This is a genomic window from Parvibaculum indicum (assembly GCF_011762095.1).
GTDB lineage: Bacteria > Pseudomonadota > Alphaproteobacteria > Parvibaculales > Parvibaculaceae > Parvibaculum > Parvibaculum indicum.
The window spans coordinates 25,412-43,984 of sequence record NZ_JAASQO010000017.1; the positions used below are offsets into that span (position 1 = coordinate 25,412).

An 18,573-nucleotide genomic window follows, 5' to 3' on the forward strand; every position below is an offset into this window, starting at 1 on the left:
CCCCATAGAGGCCGACATGGCAAAACCCTACGAACTCTTTTACTGGCCGGGCATTCCGGGCCGGGGCGAATTCATCCGTCTGGCGCTGGAAGATGCGGGCGCGCCTTATGTGGATGTGGCGCGCGAGCGCACGGACGGTTTCGCCGAAATGCGGAAGCTGATGGAAGAAAGCGAGCGCCCGTCCTTCGCCTGCCCGATCCTGCGGCACGGGAAAACGGTGATCGGCCAGACGCCGCTCATATTGCATTGGCTGGGGCCACGCATCGGCCTGGCGCCGGAGACGGAGGCGACGCGGCTCTGGCTGCACCAGATCCAGCTCACCATCGCCGATTTCGCGGTGGAGGCGCATGACACGCATCACCCGATCTCGATGATGTTCTATTACGAAGACCAGATCGAAGAGTCGAAGCGCCGCGCGACATGGTTCCGCACCGACCGCCTGCCGCAAATTCTCGGCTGGTTCGAGACGATCCTTGAGCGCAACCCGGCGAATGCGAAACGCAAAAGCCCCGTGCTGGCGGGCCGCAGCGTGACCTATGCCGACATCTCGCTCTATTTCCTGATCGACGGGCTCGATTTCGCTTTCCCCAAGGCAATGAAACGGGCGAGCCGCAAGGCGCCGCTCACCCGCGCTCTGGCCGAGGGCGTGGCCGCCCGGCCGAATATCGCCGCTTATCTCGAAAGCGACAGGCGGCAGGAGTTCGGCGACGGGCTGTTCCGGCACTATCCGGAACTGGACGGGTAGCCGCGGCTACTCGCCCGTGAGGATCGTCTGAACCTCGTTCGCATCGGCCTGGGCCTTGGCGAGATCGGTTTCGGCGATCCCGGCGCGCGCCGCCTCGGCGGCCTTTTCGAGCTCGGCCTTGCGGGCGTCGTCGGCGGTATTGGGAATGGCGCCGCCGGTCGCCTTGCAGGGATTGAGCTCATCGGCGTCGAAGCCGTCGCCCTTTTCGCCGACAAGGCAGTTCAGTGCGTGATGCAGGTGCATATGCACGCCCTTGATGCCGCTGGACCCCGCCGCGAAGCCCGCATGCTGGGCGGCGGTTTCGGCGGATTTGGCCGCATCGGCGGCGCTGGCGGGCGCGGCGAACACGAGCCCGCCCGCCGCGAGCGCGAAGCCGGCGGCAAGCATGGTCTTGCGCAAGGGGGTGAAGGGGCGTTTCGCGAGATCGGTCATGGGGGAACTCCTTTTGTCGGGGTCATTGTCGTTCCGTGGATCAGGGCTAAATCCCGTTTGCGACCAAAATCGGGCAGGCGCCCGGCTCGCCTACCGCATGCCGGGCTACCGAATGACCGAAATCGTCAAAATAGTCAGTGACACATCTGACGGGCCGCGTTAGCGTTGCCGCCGAGGGCGGGAAATCAGAGGGCGCCCGCATCGCAGCCGGAGGAGATCTCGCCATGCCGATCAGCTTCAGGGTCAACGGGAAAGAACACACGCTCGATGTGGAGGAGGACATGCCGCTCCTCTGGGCGTTGCGCGACGAGCTGGGTCTGACCGGCACCAAATTCGGCTGCGGCATCGCCGCCTGCGGCGCCTGCACCGTGCAGGTGGACGGCATGGCGATGCGAAGCTGCTCCGTCCCGGTTTCCTATGCCGACGGATCCGACATCACCACCATCGAGGGGCTGGCCGCGACGCATGGCGCGGAAGAAGGCGGCCTCTCGCCGCTTCAGCAGGCCTGGATCGAACGCCAGGTGCCCCAATGCGGCTATTGCCAGTCCGGCATGCTGATGGCGGTGGATGCGCTGCTGAAGGACAATCCGCAGCCCAGCGACGACGAGATCGGGCAGGCCATCACCAATATCTGCCGCTGCGGCTCCTATCCGCGCGTGGTGGCGGCCATCCGCGACGTGACGCGCGCCTGAACGGGGAGGACGGGACCATGGCATTCGACCTGAAAAAACCGACGCGCCGGCAAATGCTGATCGGGGGCGGCCTCGCAGGCGGGGCGCTTCTCATCGGCGTGGCCGTTTCCGGCCCCTCGCGCCGCGACCGGGAAGACGAGATCGCCGCGGAAGGCGGCGAGCGTTTCGTCATCACCTGGCTGAAGATTTCGCCGGACAATGTGACGACCGTCTATGTGCCGCATTCCGATATGGGGCAGGGTCCCATCACCGCGCTTGCCATGATGGCGGCCGAGGAGATGGATGCGGACTGGAACCTGGTGCGCGCCGAACAGGCGCCCGCCGAACCCGAATTCGCCAATGAATCGCTCGGGCTCTTCATCACGAAGGGCCGGACGGCGCCCGACATGCTGGCCGGGGCCGCCGAGACGCTCTGGTACAATGTCGCGAAATTCATGAGCATGCAGATCACCGGCGGCTCCATGGCCGTGCGCTATACCGGCCAGCACGGCATGCGCATCGCCGGCGCGGCGGCGAAGGAAATGCTGGTAAAGGCGGCGGCGGCGCGCTGGGACTGCTCCACCGGCGATTGCGAGGTGCGCGAGAGCATCGTCTACCGCAAGGGCAAGAACCAGTCGGCGACTTTCGGCGAACTGGTGGCGGACGCGGCCGAATATTCGCCTTCCGCCGCGCCGACCCTCAAGACGCCCGACCAGTACAGGATCGTCGGCAAGCCCACCAAGCGTTTCGACGTGCCGGGCAAGGTGGACGGCACCGCCCGCTACGGCCTCGATGCGCGGCCCGAAGGCCTCGTCTATGCGGCGCTGCGCCAGTCGCCCGTCTTCGGCGGCAAGGTGAAGCGCTATGACGCAAGCGAAATCCTGAAACGGCGCGGCGTGAAGCAGGTCGTGGAACTGCCCGTGGGCGTCGCCGTCATCGCGGATAATTTCTGGCGCGCCAAGGAAGCCGCCGCCGCGCTCGACATCGAATTCGACGATGGCGGCAATGGCGGCGTTTCCTCCGCCTCCATCTTCGAGGGTCATGAAAAGGCGCTGACGGGCGAAAGTACCGAAGACAAGGAGACGGGCGATGCGGAGGGCGCGCTGAAAAACGCGGCCAGGGTGATCGAGGCCTCCTATCGCGTGCCCTATCTCGCGCATGCCACCATGGAACCGATGAACTGCACCGTCTGGGTGCATGACGACAAGGCGGAAGTCTGGGTCGGCAATCAGGATCCGCTCGGCACGCGCGCCCGCATCGCCGAAATGACGGGCGTCGATTACGACAATGTGAAAGTGCATCCGATGCTGCTGGGCGGCGGCTTCGGGCGGCGCATTCCCTATCGCGCGGGCTTTTCGGAATTCCCCAGCGAGATCGATTATGCCGCGATGATCGCAAGGGAAGTCGATGCGCCGGTGCAGCTCGTCTATACGCGCGAGGACGACATGCGGCACGACGCCTATCGCATCGCGGTGGCGAACAGGATGAAGGCCGGGCTGGATGCCGACGGCAATCCGGTCGCCTGGCAGAACCGCTATGTCTACAAGGACGAGCCGGCGGAAGCGCCGCATATTCCGTATGCGGTGGAAAACCAGTCGATCCGCTATGTGGACAATCCGACATCCGTGCCGCGCGGGCCCTGGCGCTCGGTCGCGCATACCCAGCACACTTTCTTCAATGAAAGTTTCATGGACGAGCTGGCCCATGAGGCGGGCAGGGACCCGTATGACTTCCGCATGGCGCTACTGAAGGACAAGCCGCGCCACCGCGCCGTGCTGCGGCTTGCCGCGGAGAAGGCCGGTTACGGCGGCACCCTGCGCGAGGGCCATGCCTTCGGACTGGCGGTGCAGCAGAGCTTCGAGACCATCGTGGCCGAAGTGCTGGAGGTCTCGCTGGACGAGGACAATCGTCCCCGCGTCCACAAGGTGACCTGCGCGGTGGATTGCGGCCGTGTCGTCAATCCCGATACGGCGGAGGCGCAGGTACAGTCCGCCGTGATCTACGGTCTGACGGCGGCGCTATACGGACAGATCACCATCGAGGGCGGCGCCGTGGCGCAAGGCAATTTCCCCGACTACCCGATGGTGAAGATCGCCGAGACGCCGGTCATCGAGACGCATTTCATCGACAGCGGGGCCGCCATGGGCGGGCTCGGCGAACCGGGCACGCCGCCCGTCGCACCGGCGCTTGCCAATGCGATCTTCAAGCTGACCGGCAAGCGCATCCGCGAACTGCCCATGTCGATCCACGACCTCTCGCCGGCAAGCGGCAAGTTCGCCCAGGCCGCGGACTAAAGTGGCTGCAGACTAAACGGGGCGCTCGCCTGCCGGGATGGTTTACGAAATGCTTACCCGGGCGATGTTAGCTGAAAGCTTCACCATCCGGAGAAGCGCCCATGGATGCGCAGAAACACGGTTTGACGAGTTTTCAGTCTTCCACGCATGAGGAACTGCCGCTCGCCGAGATGTCGGCCTATGCCGATCTTCAGCGCGTGCATGAGGTGTGGTCGGAGTTGACGAACAAGAAGGGGCATTTCCCCGCGCAGCTCGATCCGACGAGCGTGCCCGTTTCGCTGCTGCCCTATATGATGCTGCTCGACGTGGAGGCCGATTGCCTGCGCGTGCGTCTTGCGGGCACGCGGGTCTGCGAGGAGCATGGCGGCGAAATGCGCGGGCGCACCACGGACGATTTCTTCAAGCCGGAAGACGGGAAGAAGGTGCTGGCGGCGGGGCTTCGCGTCGCGGAAACCGGCGAACCGTCGCTGGCGCGCAAATCCTATATCGCGATCAACGGGCGCCGCTGGTCCTATGTGCGGATGATCCTGCCGCTGTCTTCCGACGGGGTGAAGCGGGACCGGCTTTTCAAGCTGCTCGATCCCGCCACGCTGGAAATGACCTACCAGGCAGAGGCGTAACCTGCCCCCTAAACACGCAAACCCCGGGCCCTGTCGACCCGGGGTCCATGCAGCATGGATTCCGGCTCGGGGCCGGAATGACGAAGAAGGCTTTAGTGCTGGCTTTCCGGCATGGTGATGCGCAGGCCGTCCAGTTCGTCCGTCACCGGAAGCTGGCAGGAAAGGCGGGAATCCTCGTTGGAGGCCTCGGCGAAGTCGAGCATGGTTTCTTCCATGTCTTCCTTTTCCGGCATCTTGGCCTGCCATTCCTTCGGCACATAGACCATGCAGGTCGCGCAGGCGCAGGCGCCGCCGCAATCGGCGTCGATGCCGGGAATGGAATTCTTGATCGCGCCTTCCATGACGGTCAGGCCGTTCGCCACATCCACCGTGTGTTCGGTGCCGTTATGCTCGACATAGGTAATCTTCGCCATCGGGTCTCACTCCTCCAGTGTTTGTTTTTCTCTTTATGGCGCGGGCGGTTCGTCAGCCCTGCGCGATCTCCTTCACCTTGATGCTTTCATCGGCAATGCGGGCCGGGTCGAGCGTCGCCTTCTTGTGCACGAGCTGCTTGGACATCATGAATTCCGGCGCGCGATTCACCGCGTCGACGGCGATGACCGTATCGTCCTTGAGATAGAAGACGGCGAAGCTGCGCCCGTTTTCGGGGTCGCCGCGCACCACGGCCTGCGTGTAGCCGGCCGAGAGGCCCACGATCTGCAGCTTGAGGTCGTACTGGTCGGACCAGAACCACGGCACCTGGTTATAGGGTTTTTCCTCGCCAACCATGGCGGCGGCCGCCGTCTTGCCCTGTTCGATGGCGTTGTGAACGCTTTCGAGCCGGAGGCGATGGCCGTAAATGCCGTTGGGATGGCTGGTGCAGTCGCCCGCCGCGAAAATATCCGGGTCCGAGGTGCGGCAGTTCTCGTCCACGACGATGCCGTTCTGCACGTCGAGCCCGCATTCCACGGCAAGCTCCGTATTCGGAATGATGCCGATGCCCACCACCACGAAATCGGCCGGGTAGAGCTTGCCCTCGCCGGAATCGACGGCCGTGACATGGCTCTCGCCCTCGAAGCCCGCCACCGTGACGCCGGTCTCGATCTTCACGCCTTCCTCGCGGTGTACGCGCTCGTAGAAATGGCTGACGATCGGATCGACCACGCGCGCCATGACGCGCTCGGCGGCTTCCAGCACGGTCACGTCCATGCCGTGCTTTTTGGCGACGGCGGCGACCTCGAGGCCGATATAGCCGCCGCCCACCACGACGAGGCGGGCGCCCTCCTTGAAATGGCTCTGGATCGCTTCGACATCCGCGATGTTGCGCAGGTAGTAGATGCCGTCCATCTCGAAGCCGGGCACATTGATCTCGCGCACCCGGCTGCCGGTCGCCAGCAGCAGCTTGGCGTAGTCGTAGGCTTGGCCGTCGGCGGTCAGCACGCGCTTGCCCTTGCGGTCGATCTCGGTGATGCGCGTGCCCCAATGGGTGGCGATATCGTTGTCGGTGTAGAAGCTCTCCGGCTTCAGCTCCACGCGGTCGAACCCGATTTCCTTGGCGAGGAACTTCTTCGACAGGGGCGGACGCTGATAGGGCGCATGGGGTTCGTCGCCGAAAATGCGGATCGGGCCCGTAAAGCCCTCCGCGCGCAGGCTTTGCGCGGCTTGCGCGGCGGCCTGCCCGCCCCCGACGATGATGATGTCCTTGCCCATGCGTTTCCGCCTCCCGAATTCTGTTTCGCCGATCTTGGCGCCGGCGTCATCTTTCGCGGAGTTTTACTACGCAATAGCCGGACTGTCCCCTTCTTTTTAGGGTGAAGGGGGGCCTGCGTCACGTGTGGAAACGCCGCGAAATGCGACCGAAAACCCGGAGAAAAGCGCATAGGGACGCGCTCGGGCGCCGGGTCCGGCCCTGATGCTAAAAAGCCACAAACATGACGCTCGCGTCAACTTTTTTGTTGATTGGCGCGACGACTTGCCGCCGATAAAAAGGCCCTATGGCCGACACGACTCATCTCGAAATCGAGCTGAAAGACGAAGCCGCGACCCATGATCTGGGGGCGCGGCTTTCTGCGCTTTTTGCGGTGGGCGACCTGATCCTGCTGCGGGGCGATCTGGGGGCGGGGAAGACCACGCTGGCGCGCGCCGCGATCCAGGCGCATCTGGAGGCCCACGGGCTGATGGAAGACGTGCCCTCGCCGACCTTCACCCTCGTCCAGGCCTATGAAAGCCCGGCGCTTCTGCTCACCCATGTGGACCTCTACCGCATTGAGGAAGAGGGCGAGCTGCGCGAGCTGGGGCTTGCCGAAGCGCTGGATGAGGGCGCCGTGCTGGTCGAATGGCCGGAGCGGGCGGAGGGCGAAATGGCGCGGCTCACGCGCGACAGGCTCGACATTCGCCTCTCCCTCATGCCAGAAGGCTTGCGTCGCGCGGAACTGACGGGAACCGGAAGCTGGGCGGCGAGACTGACCGAAGCCTTTGGTGAAGCCGGTAACGATTGAATGACCCGTCATCCCGATCCCGCGCGCGAAGCGGCCATCATCGAATTTCTGAAGGCAAGCGGCTGGGGCGCGGCGATGCGGGCGGACCTGGCGGGCGACGCCTCCACGCGGCGCTATGAGCGGCTGAGCCTCGACGGGCGCCCGGCCGTGCTGATGGACTGGCCGGCGGGGCCGGATGCACCCGTAGACGATGCGAAGCATGCCTATTCGACCGTGGCGCATCTGGCCGAGGACGTTCGCCCCTTCGTGGCGGTGGACAACTATCTGACCGGCATCGGCCTCACCGCGCCCGAAATCGTCGCGCAAGATCTCGACCGCGGCTTCCTGCTGCTGGAAGACCTCGGCGACCATGTGCTGGGCGGCATTCTGGAGCGGGGCGCGGGGCCGCAAGGCGAACCGCTGGACGATATCTACCGCGCCTGCATCGAACTCCTCGTGCGGCTGCAGGCCGAGGGCGCGCCGGAGCACCTGCCGGTGGGCGACGGAGGTACGCATGAGGTGCCGCATTTCGACGACGGGCTGATGCGCGCCGAACTCGACGTGCCGCTCGACTGGTATTTCCCGGTGGTACTGGAGCGCGAGGCAAGCCGGCAAGAGCGCGAGGAGTTCCATGCGCTCTGGACGGCTCTCTGGCCGCTGATGCAGGCGGGCCCGCGCGCGCTCTGCCTGCGCGACTTCCACTCGCCCAACATTCTCTGGCTCTCCGAACAAAAGGGCCTGAAGCGTGTCGGCCTCATCGACTTCCAGGACGCCTTTCTGGGCTCGCGTGCCTATGACGTCGTTTCCTTCCTGCAGGATGCGCGCAAGACCGTACCGGCGGAGCGCGAAGAGGCGATGCTGGATTTCTATGTCGCCTGCGCGAAAGCCACGCTCACCGGTTTCGACGAGCAAGACTTCCGCGCCGCCTATGCCGCTTTCGGCGCGGAGCGGGGCTTGCGTCTCATCGGGCTCTGGCCTCGGCTGTTGAAGCGCGACGGCAAACCGCACTATATGGCGCATATGCCGCGCACCAAATCCTACCTGCGGCGCAATCTCGCCCATCCGGCGCTTGCCGATCTCAAGCGCTGGACCGACAAACATCTGCCGCTGGACGACTGAGGACCCGACCCCCATGAGCCGCAAAGTTACCAAGGCGATGCTGATGGCGGCCGGTCTCGGCACGCGCATGCGCCCGCTGACCGACACGACGCCGAAGCCGCTGGTCGAATTCAACGGCAAGCCGCTGATCGACCATGCGCTGGACCGGCTGGAAGAGGCCGGTATCGAAGAGGTGGTGGTGAATGTCCACTACCTCGCCGACCGGATGGAAGAACATCTGCAAAAGCGCAAGACGCCCGTGACCGTGATTTCCGACGAGCGCGACGCGCTGCTCGACACCGGCGGCGGGGTGAAGAAGGCGCTGCCGCTGCTGGGCGGCGATCCCGTCCTCACCTTCAATTCAGACAGCGTCTGGGTGGAAGGCTATGGCAGCAATCTGCGCGACCTGATCGACGCCTTCGATGCCGAGCGCATGGATGCGCTGCTGATGATCGCGGACGCGGTGCGCACGGTGGGCTATTGCGGCAGGGGCGATTTCGAGATGAGCCCGGACGGACGGCTGACGCGCCGCGAGGAATCGACCACCGCGCCCTATATGTATGCGGGTGTGCAGGTCGTCAAACCGGCGCTTTTCAGGGACGGGCCGGAGGGCGCCTTTTCCACCAACCGGATCTGGGACGGGCTCATCGAAAAGGGCACTCTCTATGGCCAGCGCATGCAGGGCCTCTGGATGCATGTCGGCTCGCCGGATGACCTCAAGGATGCCGAGGCAGCCCTGAAGGAGACGTGAGTGTCGAAAGGAAGGCGTCACCCCGGGCCCCGGCCCGGGGTCCATGCAGCCCCTCATCTATGACGAAAAGCCGGATGGATGCCGGATCAAGTCCGGCATGACGGTCTTAAGGGGTGTCTTGCATTCCTTCGCGATTTCTCGAAACCGGGAAACTCACTAGACTCGCGTCCATGGCAGCCGATTCCCTCCATCTCTTCACCGTGCCCTCCGGCCAGCCCTTCCTGTCGCGGCTGGCGGAAGCGCTGCGGGCCGACCCGTCGCTGGGCGGGCGCTTCGCGATGGCGGACGGGCGCGTGCCGGAGCTGCCGGACCTCACCATATTGCTGCCGACCCGCCGCGCGGCGCGCGCGCTGGGCGATGCCTTCTTGCGCGCGGGCGAAGGCGAGGCGCTGCTGCTGCCCGTCATCCGGCCGCTGGGCGATGTGGATGAGGACGGCATCATTCTCGATCCGGGCGGCCTCTCGGCGGAGATGCTGGCGCTGCCGCCTGCCATGCCGCCGCTGGAGCGCCAGATGCGGCTCGCCCGCTTCATCCTCGCGCATGAGGCAGGCTCTGCCCGGGAAAAAGGAAGAGAGGGCATCACGCCCGATGCGCCGCGCGCGCTGGCGCTGGCCGCCGAACTGGGCCAGTTCCTCGATATGGCGATCACCGAGCGCGTGGCGCTGAAGAACCTCGCCGATCTGGTGCCCGACACCTATGCCGAGAACTGGCAGATCACCGTCGATTTCCTGAAGGTGCTGACAGCGCACTGGCCCGAAGAGATGAAGCGCCTGGGGTTCATGGAACAGGCCGAGCGCCGCAATCGCCTGCTGGAGGCCGAGGCGAAGCACTGGCGGGATAATCCGCCGGAAGGGCCGGTGATCGCGGCGGGCTCCACCGGCTCGATCCCCGCGACGGCGGATCTGCTGGCCGTGGTCTCGCGCCTGCCCAATGGCGCGGTGGTGCTGCCGGGGCTCGATCTCGCGCTGGACGAGGCGAGCTGGGCCACGCTGGGCGGACCCGGCACGGCCTCGCATCCGCAATACGGCATGAAGAAGCTCATCGACCGGCTGCAGGCGACGCGGGCCGATGTCGATTTCTGGCCGGGCGCGGAGCCGGTGGGCGCGATGGAGGCGCGCATTGCGTTCCTGTCGGAAACCATGCGCCCCGCCGAAACGACGGAACGCTGGCGCGAAAGCCTGGCGGGACTGAGGCCGCGGGCCGGGGAAGCGGTGAAGGGTCTGCGTCTCGTCGAAGCCTCCGCCGAGCGCGACGAGGCCGCCGCCATCGCGCTGATGATGCGCGAGGCGCTGGAAGTGCCCGGCAAGACGGCCGCGATGGTGAGCCCCGACCGGAACCTCGCGCGGCGCGTGGCGATGGAGCTCAGGCGCTGGGGCATCGAGATCGACGACAGCGCGGGCGCGCCGCTTGGCAAGGCGCCGCCCGTCGGCTTCATGCGGCTCATCGCCGAAGCGGTGGCCGAGGAGCTGGCGCCCGTGCCGCTGCTCGCCATGCTGAAACATCCCATGGCCGCGCTTTCCCGGGCGCCTTACGTGCTGCGCGACGAGACGCGGCGGCTGGAACGGATGCTGCTGCGCGGACCGCGCCCCGCCCCCGGCCTGGACGGTCTGCGCGCCGCGCTGGTGGAGGAACGCGACAGGCGGAGGGAGGCCGGACGCAGCGTCGCCGATTTCGAGGGGCTCGACCGGCTGATCGACGATCTGGACCTCGCGCTGGAGCCGATGGTCGAGGCGATGGCGCGCGGCGAGGCCGATCCGGCCTATCTCGCCGAAATGCATATCCGCGTGGCCGAGGCGTTGGCCGCGACCGATACGGAAAAGGGGGCGGGCCGCCTCTGGATCAAGGAGACGGGCGAGGCCTCCGCCGCCTTCCTCGAAGACCTTCTGGAGGCTGCGCCGAAGCTCGGCCCGATACCGCCCGCCTCATGGCCGAGGCTTTTTGCCGAACTGGCGGATGCGCGGAACCTGCGCCCGCGTTTCGGCCGCCATCCGCGCCTCTTCATCTGGGGCCCGATGGAAGCGCGGCTCCAGCATGCGGACCTGATGATCCTGGGCAGCCTCAATGAAGGCACATGGCCGGGCGAGGCGAATATCGACCCCTGGCTCAACCGCCCCATGCGCGCGGCGCTTGGGCTCGAACCGCCGGAGCAGCGTATCGGGCTTGCCGCACATGATTTCGTGGAAGCGGCAAGCGCGGGCGAAACGGTGCTGACCCGGGCGGAAAAACAGGAGGGCGCGCCCACCGTCGCCTCGCGCTGGTGGCTGCGCCTGACAAGCGTGGTGGAGGCGCTGGGCGTGAAGGACGGCCTGCACGACCGCCGCTGGGCACGTTGGGCGGACGAGCTGGACGAGGCGAAAGAGACGATCGCCATTCCCAAGCCGCGCCCCGCGCCGCCGCTGAAGGCGCGCCCGCGTCAATTCTCCGTCACCGAGATCGAGACGCTGATCCGCGATCCTTATGCGATCTACGCCCGAAAGGTGCTGCGGCTCTCGCCGCTCGATCCGCTGGATGCCGATGTCGCCGCGGCCGAGCGCGGCATGGTGATCCACAAGGCGCTGGAACGCTTCACGAAGGAGTGGCCGAAAGGCCTGCCGCCCAATCCGCTGGAAGAGATGCTGCGCATCGGGGCCGAGGTCTTCGCCCATCTGATGGACCGGCCCGGCGTGCGCGCCTTCTGGTGGCCGCGTTTCCAGCGCATCGCCGCCTGGATGGTCGAGTACGAACAGGCCGAGCGGCAGGAAATCCGCCGCAGCCATGCCGAACTTTCCGGCGAAATCGAACTCGACGAACTGGCAACGCCCGTCCGGCTGACGGGCCGGGCCGACCGTATCGACGAGCGCGACGACGGCACGCTTGTCGTTACCGACTACAAGACGGGTGCCCTGCCGAGCCGCAATCAGGTGGAAGCGGGCCTCGCGCCGCAATTGCCGCTGGAAGCGGAAATGGCCGCACGGGGCGGCTTCCGCTATCGCGACGCAAAGGGACGGGAGGTGCCGCTGCCCGCCGCCAATACCTCGCGTCTTGTCTATGTGCGGCTGACCGGCGGCGAGAATGCGGGCGAGGTGCGCGCCATCACCGATGCGGGCAGCGAGCTGGCCAATGCGACCTATGACGCGCTGGTCGACCTCCTGACCCAGTATGAGAACGAGGCGACGCCCTATCTGTCGCGGCCCCGGCCCATGTTCATCGGCCGCTTCGGCGATTACGACCATCTGGCCCGGGTGCCCGAATGGTCGGCGGGGGACGGCGAATGAGCGTGCCTGCGAAGAAGAAACGTCTGGTGACGGACGATCAGCAGAGGAAGGCGACGGACCCGACCGCCTCCGTCTGGGTGTCGGCCAATGCGGGGTCCGGCAAGACCCATGCGCTGACGACGCGCGTGGCGCGGCTCCTTCTTTCCGGCACGGCGCCGGAACGCATTCTTTGTCTCACCTTCACCAAGGCCGCGGCGGCGGAAATGTCCAGCCGTCTTTACAAGCGCCTCGGCGGCTGGGCGATGGAGGACGATGCCGCGCTGGCCGCCATCATCGAGGATATGGACGGCGCGGCCCCGGATGCGAACAAGATCGCGACGGCGCGAAAACTGTTCGCCCGCGCCATCGAGACGCCGGGCGGGCTGAAGATCCAGACCATCCATGCCTTTTGCGAGAGCGTGCTGGGCCGCTTTCCGCTGGAAGCGGATGTGCCGCCGCATTTCGACATTCTGGACGAACGCTCATCCGCCGAACTGATGGAAGACGTGCGCGATCAGGTGCTTTTCGCCGCGCAGGACGACGAGGAAGGCCCGGTGGGTCGCGCGCTCGCCCATATCGTGGGGCGGGTGGACGAGTTCATGTTCTCCCGCCTGATGACGGAGATTGCCGGACGGCGCGACGGCATCGCCGCGCTTCTGGAAGATTTCGGCAGCGTGGACGGCGTGATGCAGACGGTGCGCCTTGCGCTGGGCGTGACGGCGGAGGAAACGGTGGAGGCCGCGCGCGCCGGGCTTTCCATGGTGCCGGAGGAGGAGCTGCGCGCGGCGGCCGATGCGCTCGATACCGGCTCCAAGACCGACAAGGAACGTGCCGAAACGCTTTACTGGTTTCTCGAAGACCGGGCGCGGCGCGGCGACCGGCTCGACGATTATGTGAGCGTCTTCCTGACCGCCAAGGGGGAGCCGCGCAAGACGCTGATGACGAAGAAGGTGGCGGAAGCCTATCCCGCCTCCGCCGAGTGTCTCGTGCAGGAGCAGCAACGCATTCTCGCCGGCATGAACCATTTGCGCGCGGTGGGCGTGGCGCAGTCGACGGAAGCGATCTTCGTCATCGCAACCGAAATGCTGAAAGCCTATGAGGCGGCCAAGCGCGCCCGCGCGCTTCTCGACTATGGCGACCTCATCGAAAAGACGCGCGATCTTCTGACCCGCAGCCGGATGGGCGCCTGGGTGCTTTACAAGCTCGATGGCGGCATCGACCATATTCTCGTCGATGAGGCGCAGGACACGAGCCCGGAACAATGGAAGATCGTGCAGGCGTTGGCCGACGAGTTCTTCTCCGGCGAAAGCGCGCATGACGGCACGCGCACCATCTTCGCGGTGGGCGACGAAAAACAGTCGATCTTTTCCTTCCAGGGCGCGGACCCGGTCGCCTTTGCGGAGATGCGCCGGCATTTCGAGCGCGCGGTGAAGGCGGCGGATATGGTCTGGTATCCGATACCTTTCGTGCGCTCCTTCCGCTCCGCGCCGCAGGTGCTGGCCGCGGTCGATGCCGTCTTCGCCCGTGTCGAGGCGAAAGCCGGTCTGACGGCGGATGAAGCGGAGATGGTGGAGCATGTCGCGGCGCGCGAACTCGATGCGGGCCGCGTGGAAATATGGCCGCTGGAAGAACCGGACGAAACGGACGAGGTCGATGTCTGGGACGCCCCGCTCGACTATATGAACGAGACGGCGCCGCCCGCGAAGCTCGCCGCCCGCATTGCCGACAGGATTGCCGACTGGCTCCGCGACGGGGAAGAACTCGCCGCGCGGGCAAGGCCGATCAGGGCGGGCGACATTCTCATTCTCGTGCGGCGGCGCAATTCCTTCGTCAACGAGATGATCCGCCATCTGAAGGAACGCGGCGTTCCTGTCGCCGGTGCCGACCGCATGGTGCTGATGGACCAGATGGCGGTGATGGACCTGGTGGCGCTGGCGCGTTTCGTGCTGCTGCCGCAGGACGATCTGAACCTCGCCACGGTGCTGAAATCGCCTTTCATCGGCCTGAGCGAGGACGAGCTGTTCGAGCTGGCATGGGGGCGCAAGGGCGATCTCTGGTCCGCCCTGCAGGCCGCCGCCCATGAAGGCGCGTGCTACGCCCGGGCGCATGATCTGCTGATGCGGCTGCTGGCGCGCGCCGACTACGAACCGCCTTACGAATTCTTCGCCCATGTGCTGGCGGGCGAGGAAGGGCGCAAACGATTGCTTGCGCGGCTGGGCGAGGACGCCAACGACCCCATCGACGAGTTCCTCGCGCTTGCGCTCGAATATGAGCGCACCCATGCGCCCTCGCTCGAAGGGTTCCTGCACTGGTTGGAGCGCGGCGCCTCGGAAATCAAGCGCGACATGGATCAGGGCCGCGACGAGGTGCGCGTCATGACGGTGCATGGCGCGAAGGGGCTGGAAGCGGAAATCGTCTTCATGCCCGACACCTGTTCCATGCCCGGCGGGCAGCACGACCCGGCGCTGATCGAACTGCCGACCGAACCCAAGCTCCTGCTCTGGCCGGTGCGCAAGGGCGACGAGGACGAGGTGACGGGCGGCGCGCGGGAGCGCTGGCGCGAAGAGCAGGAAAAGGAATATCGCCGGCTTCTCTATGTCGCCATGACGCGGGCGCGCGACCGGCTCTATATTTGCGGCTATCGCGGGCTTCGCGAGCCGCCGGAGGGCTGCTGGTACAATCTCGCCAGCGCCGCGCTCTTGCCCGATGCGGTGGAGGTCGAGGAAGAAGAGGGGCGCAGCATATGGCGCATCGAGGGCGAGCAGCGCCACGCACCGGCACCGGAAGAGGTCGTCGAGCGCGAGGACATCGCCCCGCTCGGGAGCTGGGCCTTTGAGCCCGCGCCGAGAGAGCCCGCGCCCTCGCGCCCGCTCTCGCCGTCGCGCCTGCCGCCGGAAGGGATGGAGGAACCGCCGGTCTCCTCGCCGCTGACGGGCGACAGCCAGGCCCGTTTCCAGCGCGGACGCCTCATTCACCGGCTGTTGCAGACATTGCCGGAGCTGCCGCCGGGCGAGCGGGAGGCGGCCGCGGCGCGTTTTCTCTCCGCCCCCGCGCATGGTCTCGGCGGGGAGGCGCAGGCGGAAATCGCGGACGCGGTGGCGCGCGTGCTGAACGATGGAAAATTCGCCGATGTGTTCGCGCCGGGCGGCCGCGCGGAAGTGCCGGTGGTCGGTCGGATCGAGTTCGGGGGCAAGCCGCATCTCGTCTCCGGCCAGATCGACCGGCTCTGCGCGGTCGGCGAGGATGTGCTGGTGATCGACTACAAGACGAACAGGCCGCCGCCCCGCAAGGTGGAGGAGGCGAGCCCGGCCTATGTTGCGCAGATGGCCGCCTATCGCGCGCTTCTGCAGCGGATCCATCCCGGCCGGGCGATACGCTGTGCGCTCCTCTGGACGGAGACGCCCGCGCTGATGGAACTGCCGCCCGACATGCTCGACGAGGCGCTGGCGCGCGGCACGCCGTCGCCTTGACCTTGGAGGGGCGCGTTCCTAGATTCGGTGCAATCCGGAATCAAGCGAGCTGCGGAACAACGCGGCGCCTTGCGGCAAAAAAGCCCGGATTCCGGGCTTTTTGAGCCGACACAGGAAAGGAAGTAGCAAATGACGACCACCAAAGTGACTGACGACAGCTTCGATACTGACGTCCTGGACGCTTCTGGTCCCGTGCTTGTGGATTTCTGGGCCGAATGGTGCGGCCCCTGCAAGCAGATCGGCCCGGCTCTGGAAGAGCTGGCCAAGGATTATGACGGCAAGATCACCATTGCGAAGATCAATATCGACGAGAACCCGAACGTGCCGACCAAGTTCGGCGTGCGCGGTATTCCGACGCTGATGATCTTCAAGGACGGCCAGGTCGCCGCCACCAAGGTGGGCGCGATGCCGAAGGGCAAGATCCAGGAATGGATCGACAGCTCGCTCTGAGTTGTCCCGACAGAACATGTAAAAGGCCGGTCGTTCGACCGGCCTTTTTTCATGGCGTCATCCGTTCTCGCGCAGGATATGCCCGGCCAGATAAAGCGAGCCGCAGATGAGGATGCGCGGTGCGTCGCGTCCGCCTTCCAGCAGCGCGCGTTCAAGCGCCGCCTCGATGGAGGGCGCGGGCGAGGCGGGGAGACCGGCCTTTGACGCCATCTCCGCCAGCGCCTCCGCGGTGAGGCTCGCGGGCGTATCGGGGATCGTCACCGTTTCCACCTGAGCGGCAAGCCCCTTGAAGGGGACGAGGAAACCGCCCGCATCCTTGGTGTCGAGCATGCCGCAAATGAGAATGAGCGGGCGGGAACGGATATGCTCCTGCCGCTGGTTGAGGTCGGCCATGACATGCGCGACCGCCTCGCCCGCTGCCGGATTGTGCCCGCCATCGAGCCAGAGTTCGGCATGGGGCGGCAGAAGCCCGACAAGCGGTCCGCGCGTGAGGCGCTGCATGCGGCCCGGCCATTCGGCATGGGTGAGGCCATGCGCGATGGCCTCGGTCTCGACGGCGAGCATCGGCTTTTCCTGCGCTGCCTTGCGTAGTGCCGCGATGGCGACGGCGGCATTGTCGATCTGATGTCGCCCGGCGAGCTTCGGCAGGGGCAGGTCCAGAAGGCCGTGCTCGTCCTGATAGACGAGATGGCCGTGTTCTTCATGAGCCGAGAAATCCTGTCCGTGAAAGAAGAGCGGCGCATGGATACGCTCCGCCGCCATTTCGATGGCAATGCGCGCTTCGTCTGCCTGCGGACCGATAATGCCGGGACGCCCGCGCTTCAGGATACCGGCCTTCTCGCCCGCGATCTCGGTGAGCGTGTCGCCGAGAAAGCCCTGATGGTCGAGGCTCACCGGCGTGATGACGCTCACAAGCGGATCGTCCACCACATTGGTCGTATCAAGCCGTCCGCCCATGCCGACTTCCAGAATGAGCGCATCGGCGGGGACGCGGGAAAAGGCGAGAAAGGCAGCGACCGTGGTGATCTCGAAAAAGGTGATGGGTTCGCCATTATTTGCGCGCTCGCATTCATCGAGCAGACGGGACAGCGCTGGTTCGTCGATGAAAGCGCTGCGGCCTTCCCCCTCGGCAAGCCGGATACGCTCGTGGAAACGCACCAGATGCGGCGAGGTATAGGCGTGGACGCGCTTGCCCGCCGCCTCCAGCATGGCGCGCAGATAGGCGCCGGTGGAGCCCTTGCCGTTCGTGCCCGCGATATGAAAGACGGGCGGCAGGGAGAGGTGCGGATTGCCGAGTTTTTCGAGCAGCCGGTAAGTGCGGTCGAGCGACAGGTCGATCAGTTTGGGATGCAGCGCGGTCAGCCGCTCCAGAATGACGTCGCTGGGATCGGCCGGTGTCGTCTGCGTCGCGTCTTCCCTGTCGCTCACGCCTTTTCGGCGCCCGCTTCGGGCTGCGTGGTGGCAGGCAGATTGGCGGTGAGCTGCGCCTTGCCGCGCGGACGATGCGTCATCAGCCGGATCACGCGCGACAGCGTTTCGCGCAGTTTGTGGCGATGGGCGATCATGTCGATCATGCCATGTTCGAACTGGAACTCGGCGGACTGGAAATCGTCCGGCAGCTTTTCGCGGATCGTCTGCTCGATCACGCGGCGGCCCGAAAAGCCGATCAGCGCCTTGGGCTCGGCGATCTGCACGTCGCCCAGCATGGCATAGGACGCAAGCACGCCGCCCGTGGTCGGATCCGTCAGCACGACGATGAAGGGAAGCCCGGCCTCGCGCAGGAACTGCACGGCGACCGTGACGCGCGGCATCTGCATCAGGGAGAGAATGCCCTCCTGCATGCGCGCGCCGCCCGCCGCGGTGAAGAGCACATAGGGCGCGCGTTTTTCGATGGCGGTTTCCGCGCCCTTGATGAGCGCTTCGCCCGCCGCCATGCCGAGTGATCCGCCCATGAAGGAGAAATCCTCGATGGCGATGACGGTTTCGACGCCGTCCAGCGCGCCATGCGCCACGGTCACGGCATCGTCGCGGCCGGTCTTGGCGCGCGCTTCCTTCAGGCGCTCGGGATAGCGCTTCTGGTCGCGGAATTTCAGCGGGTCGACGGGCACCGGATCGACCTGCACGATCTGGTAGTCGGCATTGTCGAAGAGCGAGTCGAAGCGCTCTTTCGTTCCCAGCCGCATGTGATGATCGCAATTGGGGCAGACATTGAGCGCCGCCACGAGATCGCGGTGAAAGATCATCTCGCCGCAGGAGGGGCATTTACGCCAGAGATTGTCCGGCACCTGGCGCTTGTTGAAGACGCGCTGGATTTTCGGTCGGACAACGCTGTTGATCCAGTTCATGGGTCTCT

At 65.9% G+C, this 18,573-nt stretch carries 15 protein-coding genes; 10 read left to right on the top strand and 5 right to left on the bottom strand.

Annotated elements, in window-relative coordinates; all coding sequences use genetic code 11:
- Positions 1 to 16: 16 nt before the first annotated feature.
- Positions 17 to 745, top strand: coding sequence for a glutathione S-transferase (locus tag FHS78_RS17010; protein ID WP_167095577.1), 729 nt, complete (start codon positions 17 to 19; stop codon positions 743 to 745).
- A gap of 6 nt (positions 746 to 751) precedes the next feature.
- Here the strand turns inward: FHS78_RS17010 and FHS78_RS17015 are convergent, their stop codons facing one another.
- Positions 752 to 1,177, bottom strand: a complete 426-nt coding sequence (locus FHS78_RS17015) for a hypothetical protein (RefSeq protein ID WP_167095578.1) — start codon at positions 1,175 to 1,177, stop codon at positions 752 to 754.
- Between the two features lie 224 nt (positions 1,178 to 1,401).
- Here FHS78_RS17015 and FHS78_RS17020 point away from each other — a divergent pair, with 224 nt between their 5' ends.
- From FHS78_RS17020 to FHS78_RS17030, 3 genes are all read left to right on the top strand, one after another.
- Positions 1,402 to 1,869 (top strand): (2Fe-2S)-binding protein, encoded by a 468-nt coding sequence (locus tag FHS78_RS17020; RefSeq protein WP_167095579.1) that lies wholly within the window; start codon positions 1,402 to 1,404, stop codon positions 1,867 to 1,869.
- Positions 1,870 to 1,886: 17 nt separating this feature from the next.
- Complete coding sequence (locus FHS78_RS17025; RefSeq protein ID WP_167095580.1) at positions 1,887 to 4,142, top strand: xanthine dehydrogenase family protein molybdopterin-binding subunit; 2,256 nt, start codon at positions 1,887 to 1,889, stop codon at positions 4,140 to 4,142.
- A gap of 101 nt (positions 4,143 to 4,243) precedes the next feature.
- The gene (locus tag FHS78_RS17030; RefSeq protein WP_167095581.1) at positions 4,244 to 4,762 is read left to right on the top strand and encodes a PAS domain-containing protein; all 519 of its coding nucleotides are present in this window, start codon (positions 4,244 to 4,246) and stop codon (positions 4,760 to 4,762) included.
- Positions 4,763 to 4,854: 92 nt separating this feature from the next.
- Here FHS78_RS17030 and FHS78_RS17035 read toward each other — a convergent pair whose 3' ends face one another.
- Positions 4,855 to 5,175, bottom strand: a complete 321-nt coding sequence (locus FHS78_RS17035; protein ID WP_167095582.1) for a 2Fe-2S iron-sulfur cluster-binding protein — start codon at positions 5,173 to 5,175, stop codon at positions 4,855 to 4,857.
- A 52-nt stretch (positions 5,176 to 5,227) separates the two neighbouring features.
- The gene (locus tag FHS78_RS17040) at positions 5,228 to 6,451 is read right to left on the bottom strand and encodes an NAD(P)/FAD-dependent oxidoreductase (RefSeq protein ID WP_167095583.1); all 1,224 of its coding nucleotides are present in this window, start codon (positions 6,449 to 6,451) and stop codon (positions 5,228 to 5,230) included.
- A 284-nt stretch (positions 6,452 to 6,735) separates the two neighbouring features.
- On the opposite strand from FHS78_RS17040, the gene tsaE reads away from it, so the two are divergent.
- From tsaE to trxA, 6 genes are all read left to right on the top strand, one after another.
- Positions 6,736 to 7,239, top strand: coding sequence for a tRNA (adenosine(37)-N6)-threonylcarbamoyltransferase complex ATPase subunit type 1 TsaE (gene tsaE, locus FHS78_RS17045; protein ID WP_167095584.1), 504 nt, complete (start codon positions 6,736 to 6,738; stop codon positions 7,237 to 7,239).
- Positions 7,240 to 8,337, top strand: coding sequence for an aminoglycoside phosphotransferase family protein (locus FHS78_RS17050; protein ID WP_167095585.1), 1,098 nt, complete (start codon positions 7,240 to 7,242; stop codon positions 8,335 to 8,337).
- 13 nt (positions 8,338 to 8,350) lie between these two features.
- Positions 8,351 to 9,067, top strand: coding sequence for a nucleotidyltransferase family protein (locus tag FHS78_RS17055; protein WP_167095586.1), 717 nt, complete (start codon positions 8,351 to 8,353; stop codon positions 9,065 to 9,067).
- Between the two features lie 170 nt (positions 9,068 to 9,237).
- Positions 9,238 to 12,321, top strand: a complete 3,084-nt coding sequence (addB, locus tag FHS78_RS17060) for a double-strand break repair protein AddB (protein ID WP_167095587.1) — start codon at positions 9,238 to 9,240, stop codon at positions 12,319 to 12,321.
- Positions 12,318 to 15,770 carry a double-strand break repair helicase AddA gene (gene addA / locus FHS78_RS17065; RefSeq protein WP_167095588.1) on the top strand — a complete coding sequence of 1,151 codons (3,453 nt, stop codon included), beginning with the start codon at positions 12,318 to 12,320 and terminating at the stop codon, positions 15,768 to 15,770. Before addB ends, addA begins: the two co-directional genes overlap by 4 nt.
- A 129-nt stretch (positions 15,771 to 15,899) precedes the next feature.
- Complete coding sequence (trxA, locus tag FHS78_RS17070; protein WP_167095589.1) at positions 15,900 to 16,220, top strand: thioredoxin TrxA; 321 nt, start codon at positions 15,900 to 15,902, stop codon at positions 16,218 to 16,220.
- A gap of 57 nt (positions 16,221 to 16,277) precedes the next feature.
- On the opposite strand, the gene FHS78_RS17075 is transcribed toward trxA, so the two are convergent.
- The gene (locus FHS78_RS17075; RefSeq protein WP_167095590.1) at positions 16,278 to 17,648 is read right to left on the bottom strand and encodes a Mur ligase family protein; all 1,371 of its coding nucleotides are present in this window, start codon (positions 17,646 to 17,648) and stop codon (positions 16,278 to 16,280) included.
- Entirely contained in the window at positions 17,645 to 18,565 is a 921-nt protein-coding gene (gene accD, locus FHS78_RS17080; RefSeq protein WP_167095591.1) for an acetyl-CoA carboxylase, carboxyltransferase subunit beta, read from the bottom strand. Before accD ends, FHS78_RS17075 begins: the two co-directional genes overlap by 4 nt.
- Between the last annotated feature and the right edge of the window lie 8 nt (positions 18,566 to 18,573).

Coding starts and splice junctions, on each gene's coding strand:
- FHS78_RS17010 (WP_167095577.1), top strand. CDS start 17: ATGGCAAAACCCTACGAACTCTTTTACTGGCCGGGCATTCCGGGCCGG.
- FHS78_RS17015 (WP_167095578.1), bottom strand. CDS start 1,177: ATGACCGATCTCGCGAAACGCCCCTTCACCCCCTTGCGCAAGACCATG.
- FHS78_RS17020 (WP_167095579.1), top strand. CDS start 1,402: ATGCCGATCAGCTTCAGGGTCAACGGGAAAGAACACACGCTCGATGTG.
- FHS78_RS17025 (WP_167095580.1), top strand. CDS start 1,887: ATGGCATTCGACCTGAAAAAACCGACGCGCCGGCAAATGCTGATCGGG.
- FHS78_RS17030 (WP_167095581.1), top strand. CDS start 4,244: ATGGATGCGCAGAAACACGGTTTGACGAGTTTTCAGTCTTCCACGCAT.
- FHS78_RS17035 (WP_167095582.1), bottom strand. CDS start 5,175: ATGGCGAAGATTACCTATGTCGAGCATAACGGCACCGAACACACGGTG.
- FHS78_RS17040 (WP_167095583.1), bottom strand. CDS start 6,451: ATGGGCAAGGACATCATCATCGTCGGGGGCGGGCAGGCCGCCGCGCAA.
- tsaE (WP_167095584.1), top strand. CDS start 6,736: ATGGCCGACACGACTCATCTCGAAATCGAGCTGAAAGACGAAGCCGCG.
- FHS78_RS17050 (WP_167095585.1), top strand. CDS start 7,240: ATGACCCGTCATCCCGATCCCGCGCGCGAAGCGGCCATCATCGAATTT.
- FHS78_RS17055 (WP_167095586.1), top strand. CDS start 8,351: ATGAGCCGCAAAGTTACCAAGGCGATGCTGATGGCGGCCGGTCTCGGC.
- addB (WP_167095587.1), top strand. CDS start 9,238: ATGGCAGCCGATTCCCTCCATCTCTTCACCGTGCCCTCCGGCCAGCCC.
- addA (WP_167095588.1), top strand. CDS start 12,318: ATGAGCGTGCCTGCGAAGAAGAAACGTCTGGTGACGGACGATCAGCAG.
- trxA (WP_167095589.1), top strand. CDS start 15,900: ATGACGACCACCAAAGTGACTGACGACAGCTTCGATACTGACGTCCTG.
- accD (WP_167095591.1), bottom strand. CDS start 18,565: ATGAACTGGATCAACAGCGTTGTCCGACCGAAAATCCAGCGCGTCTTC.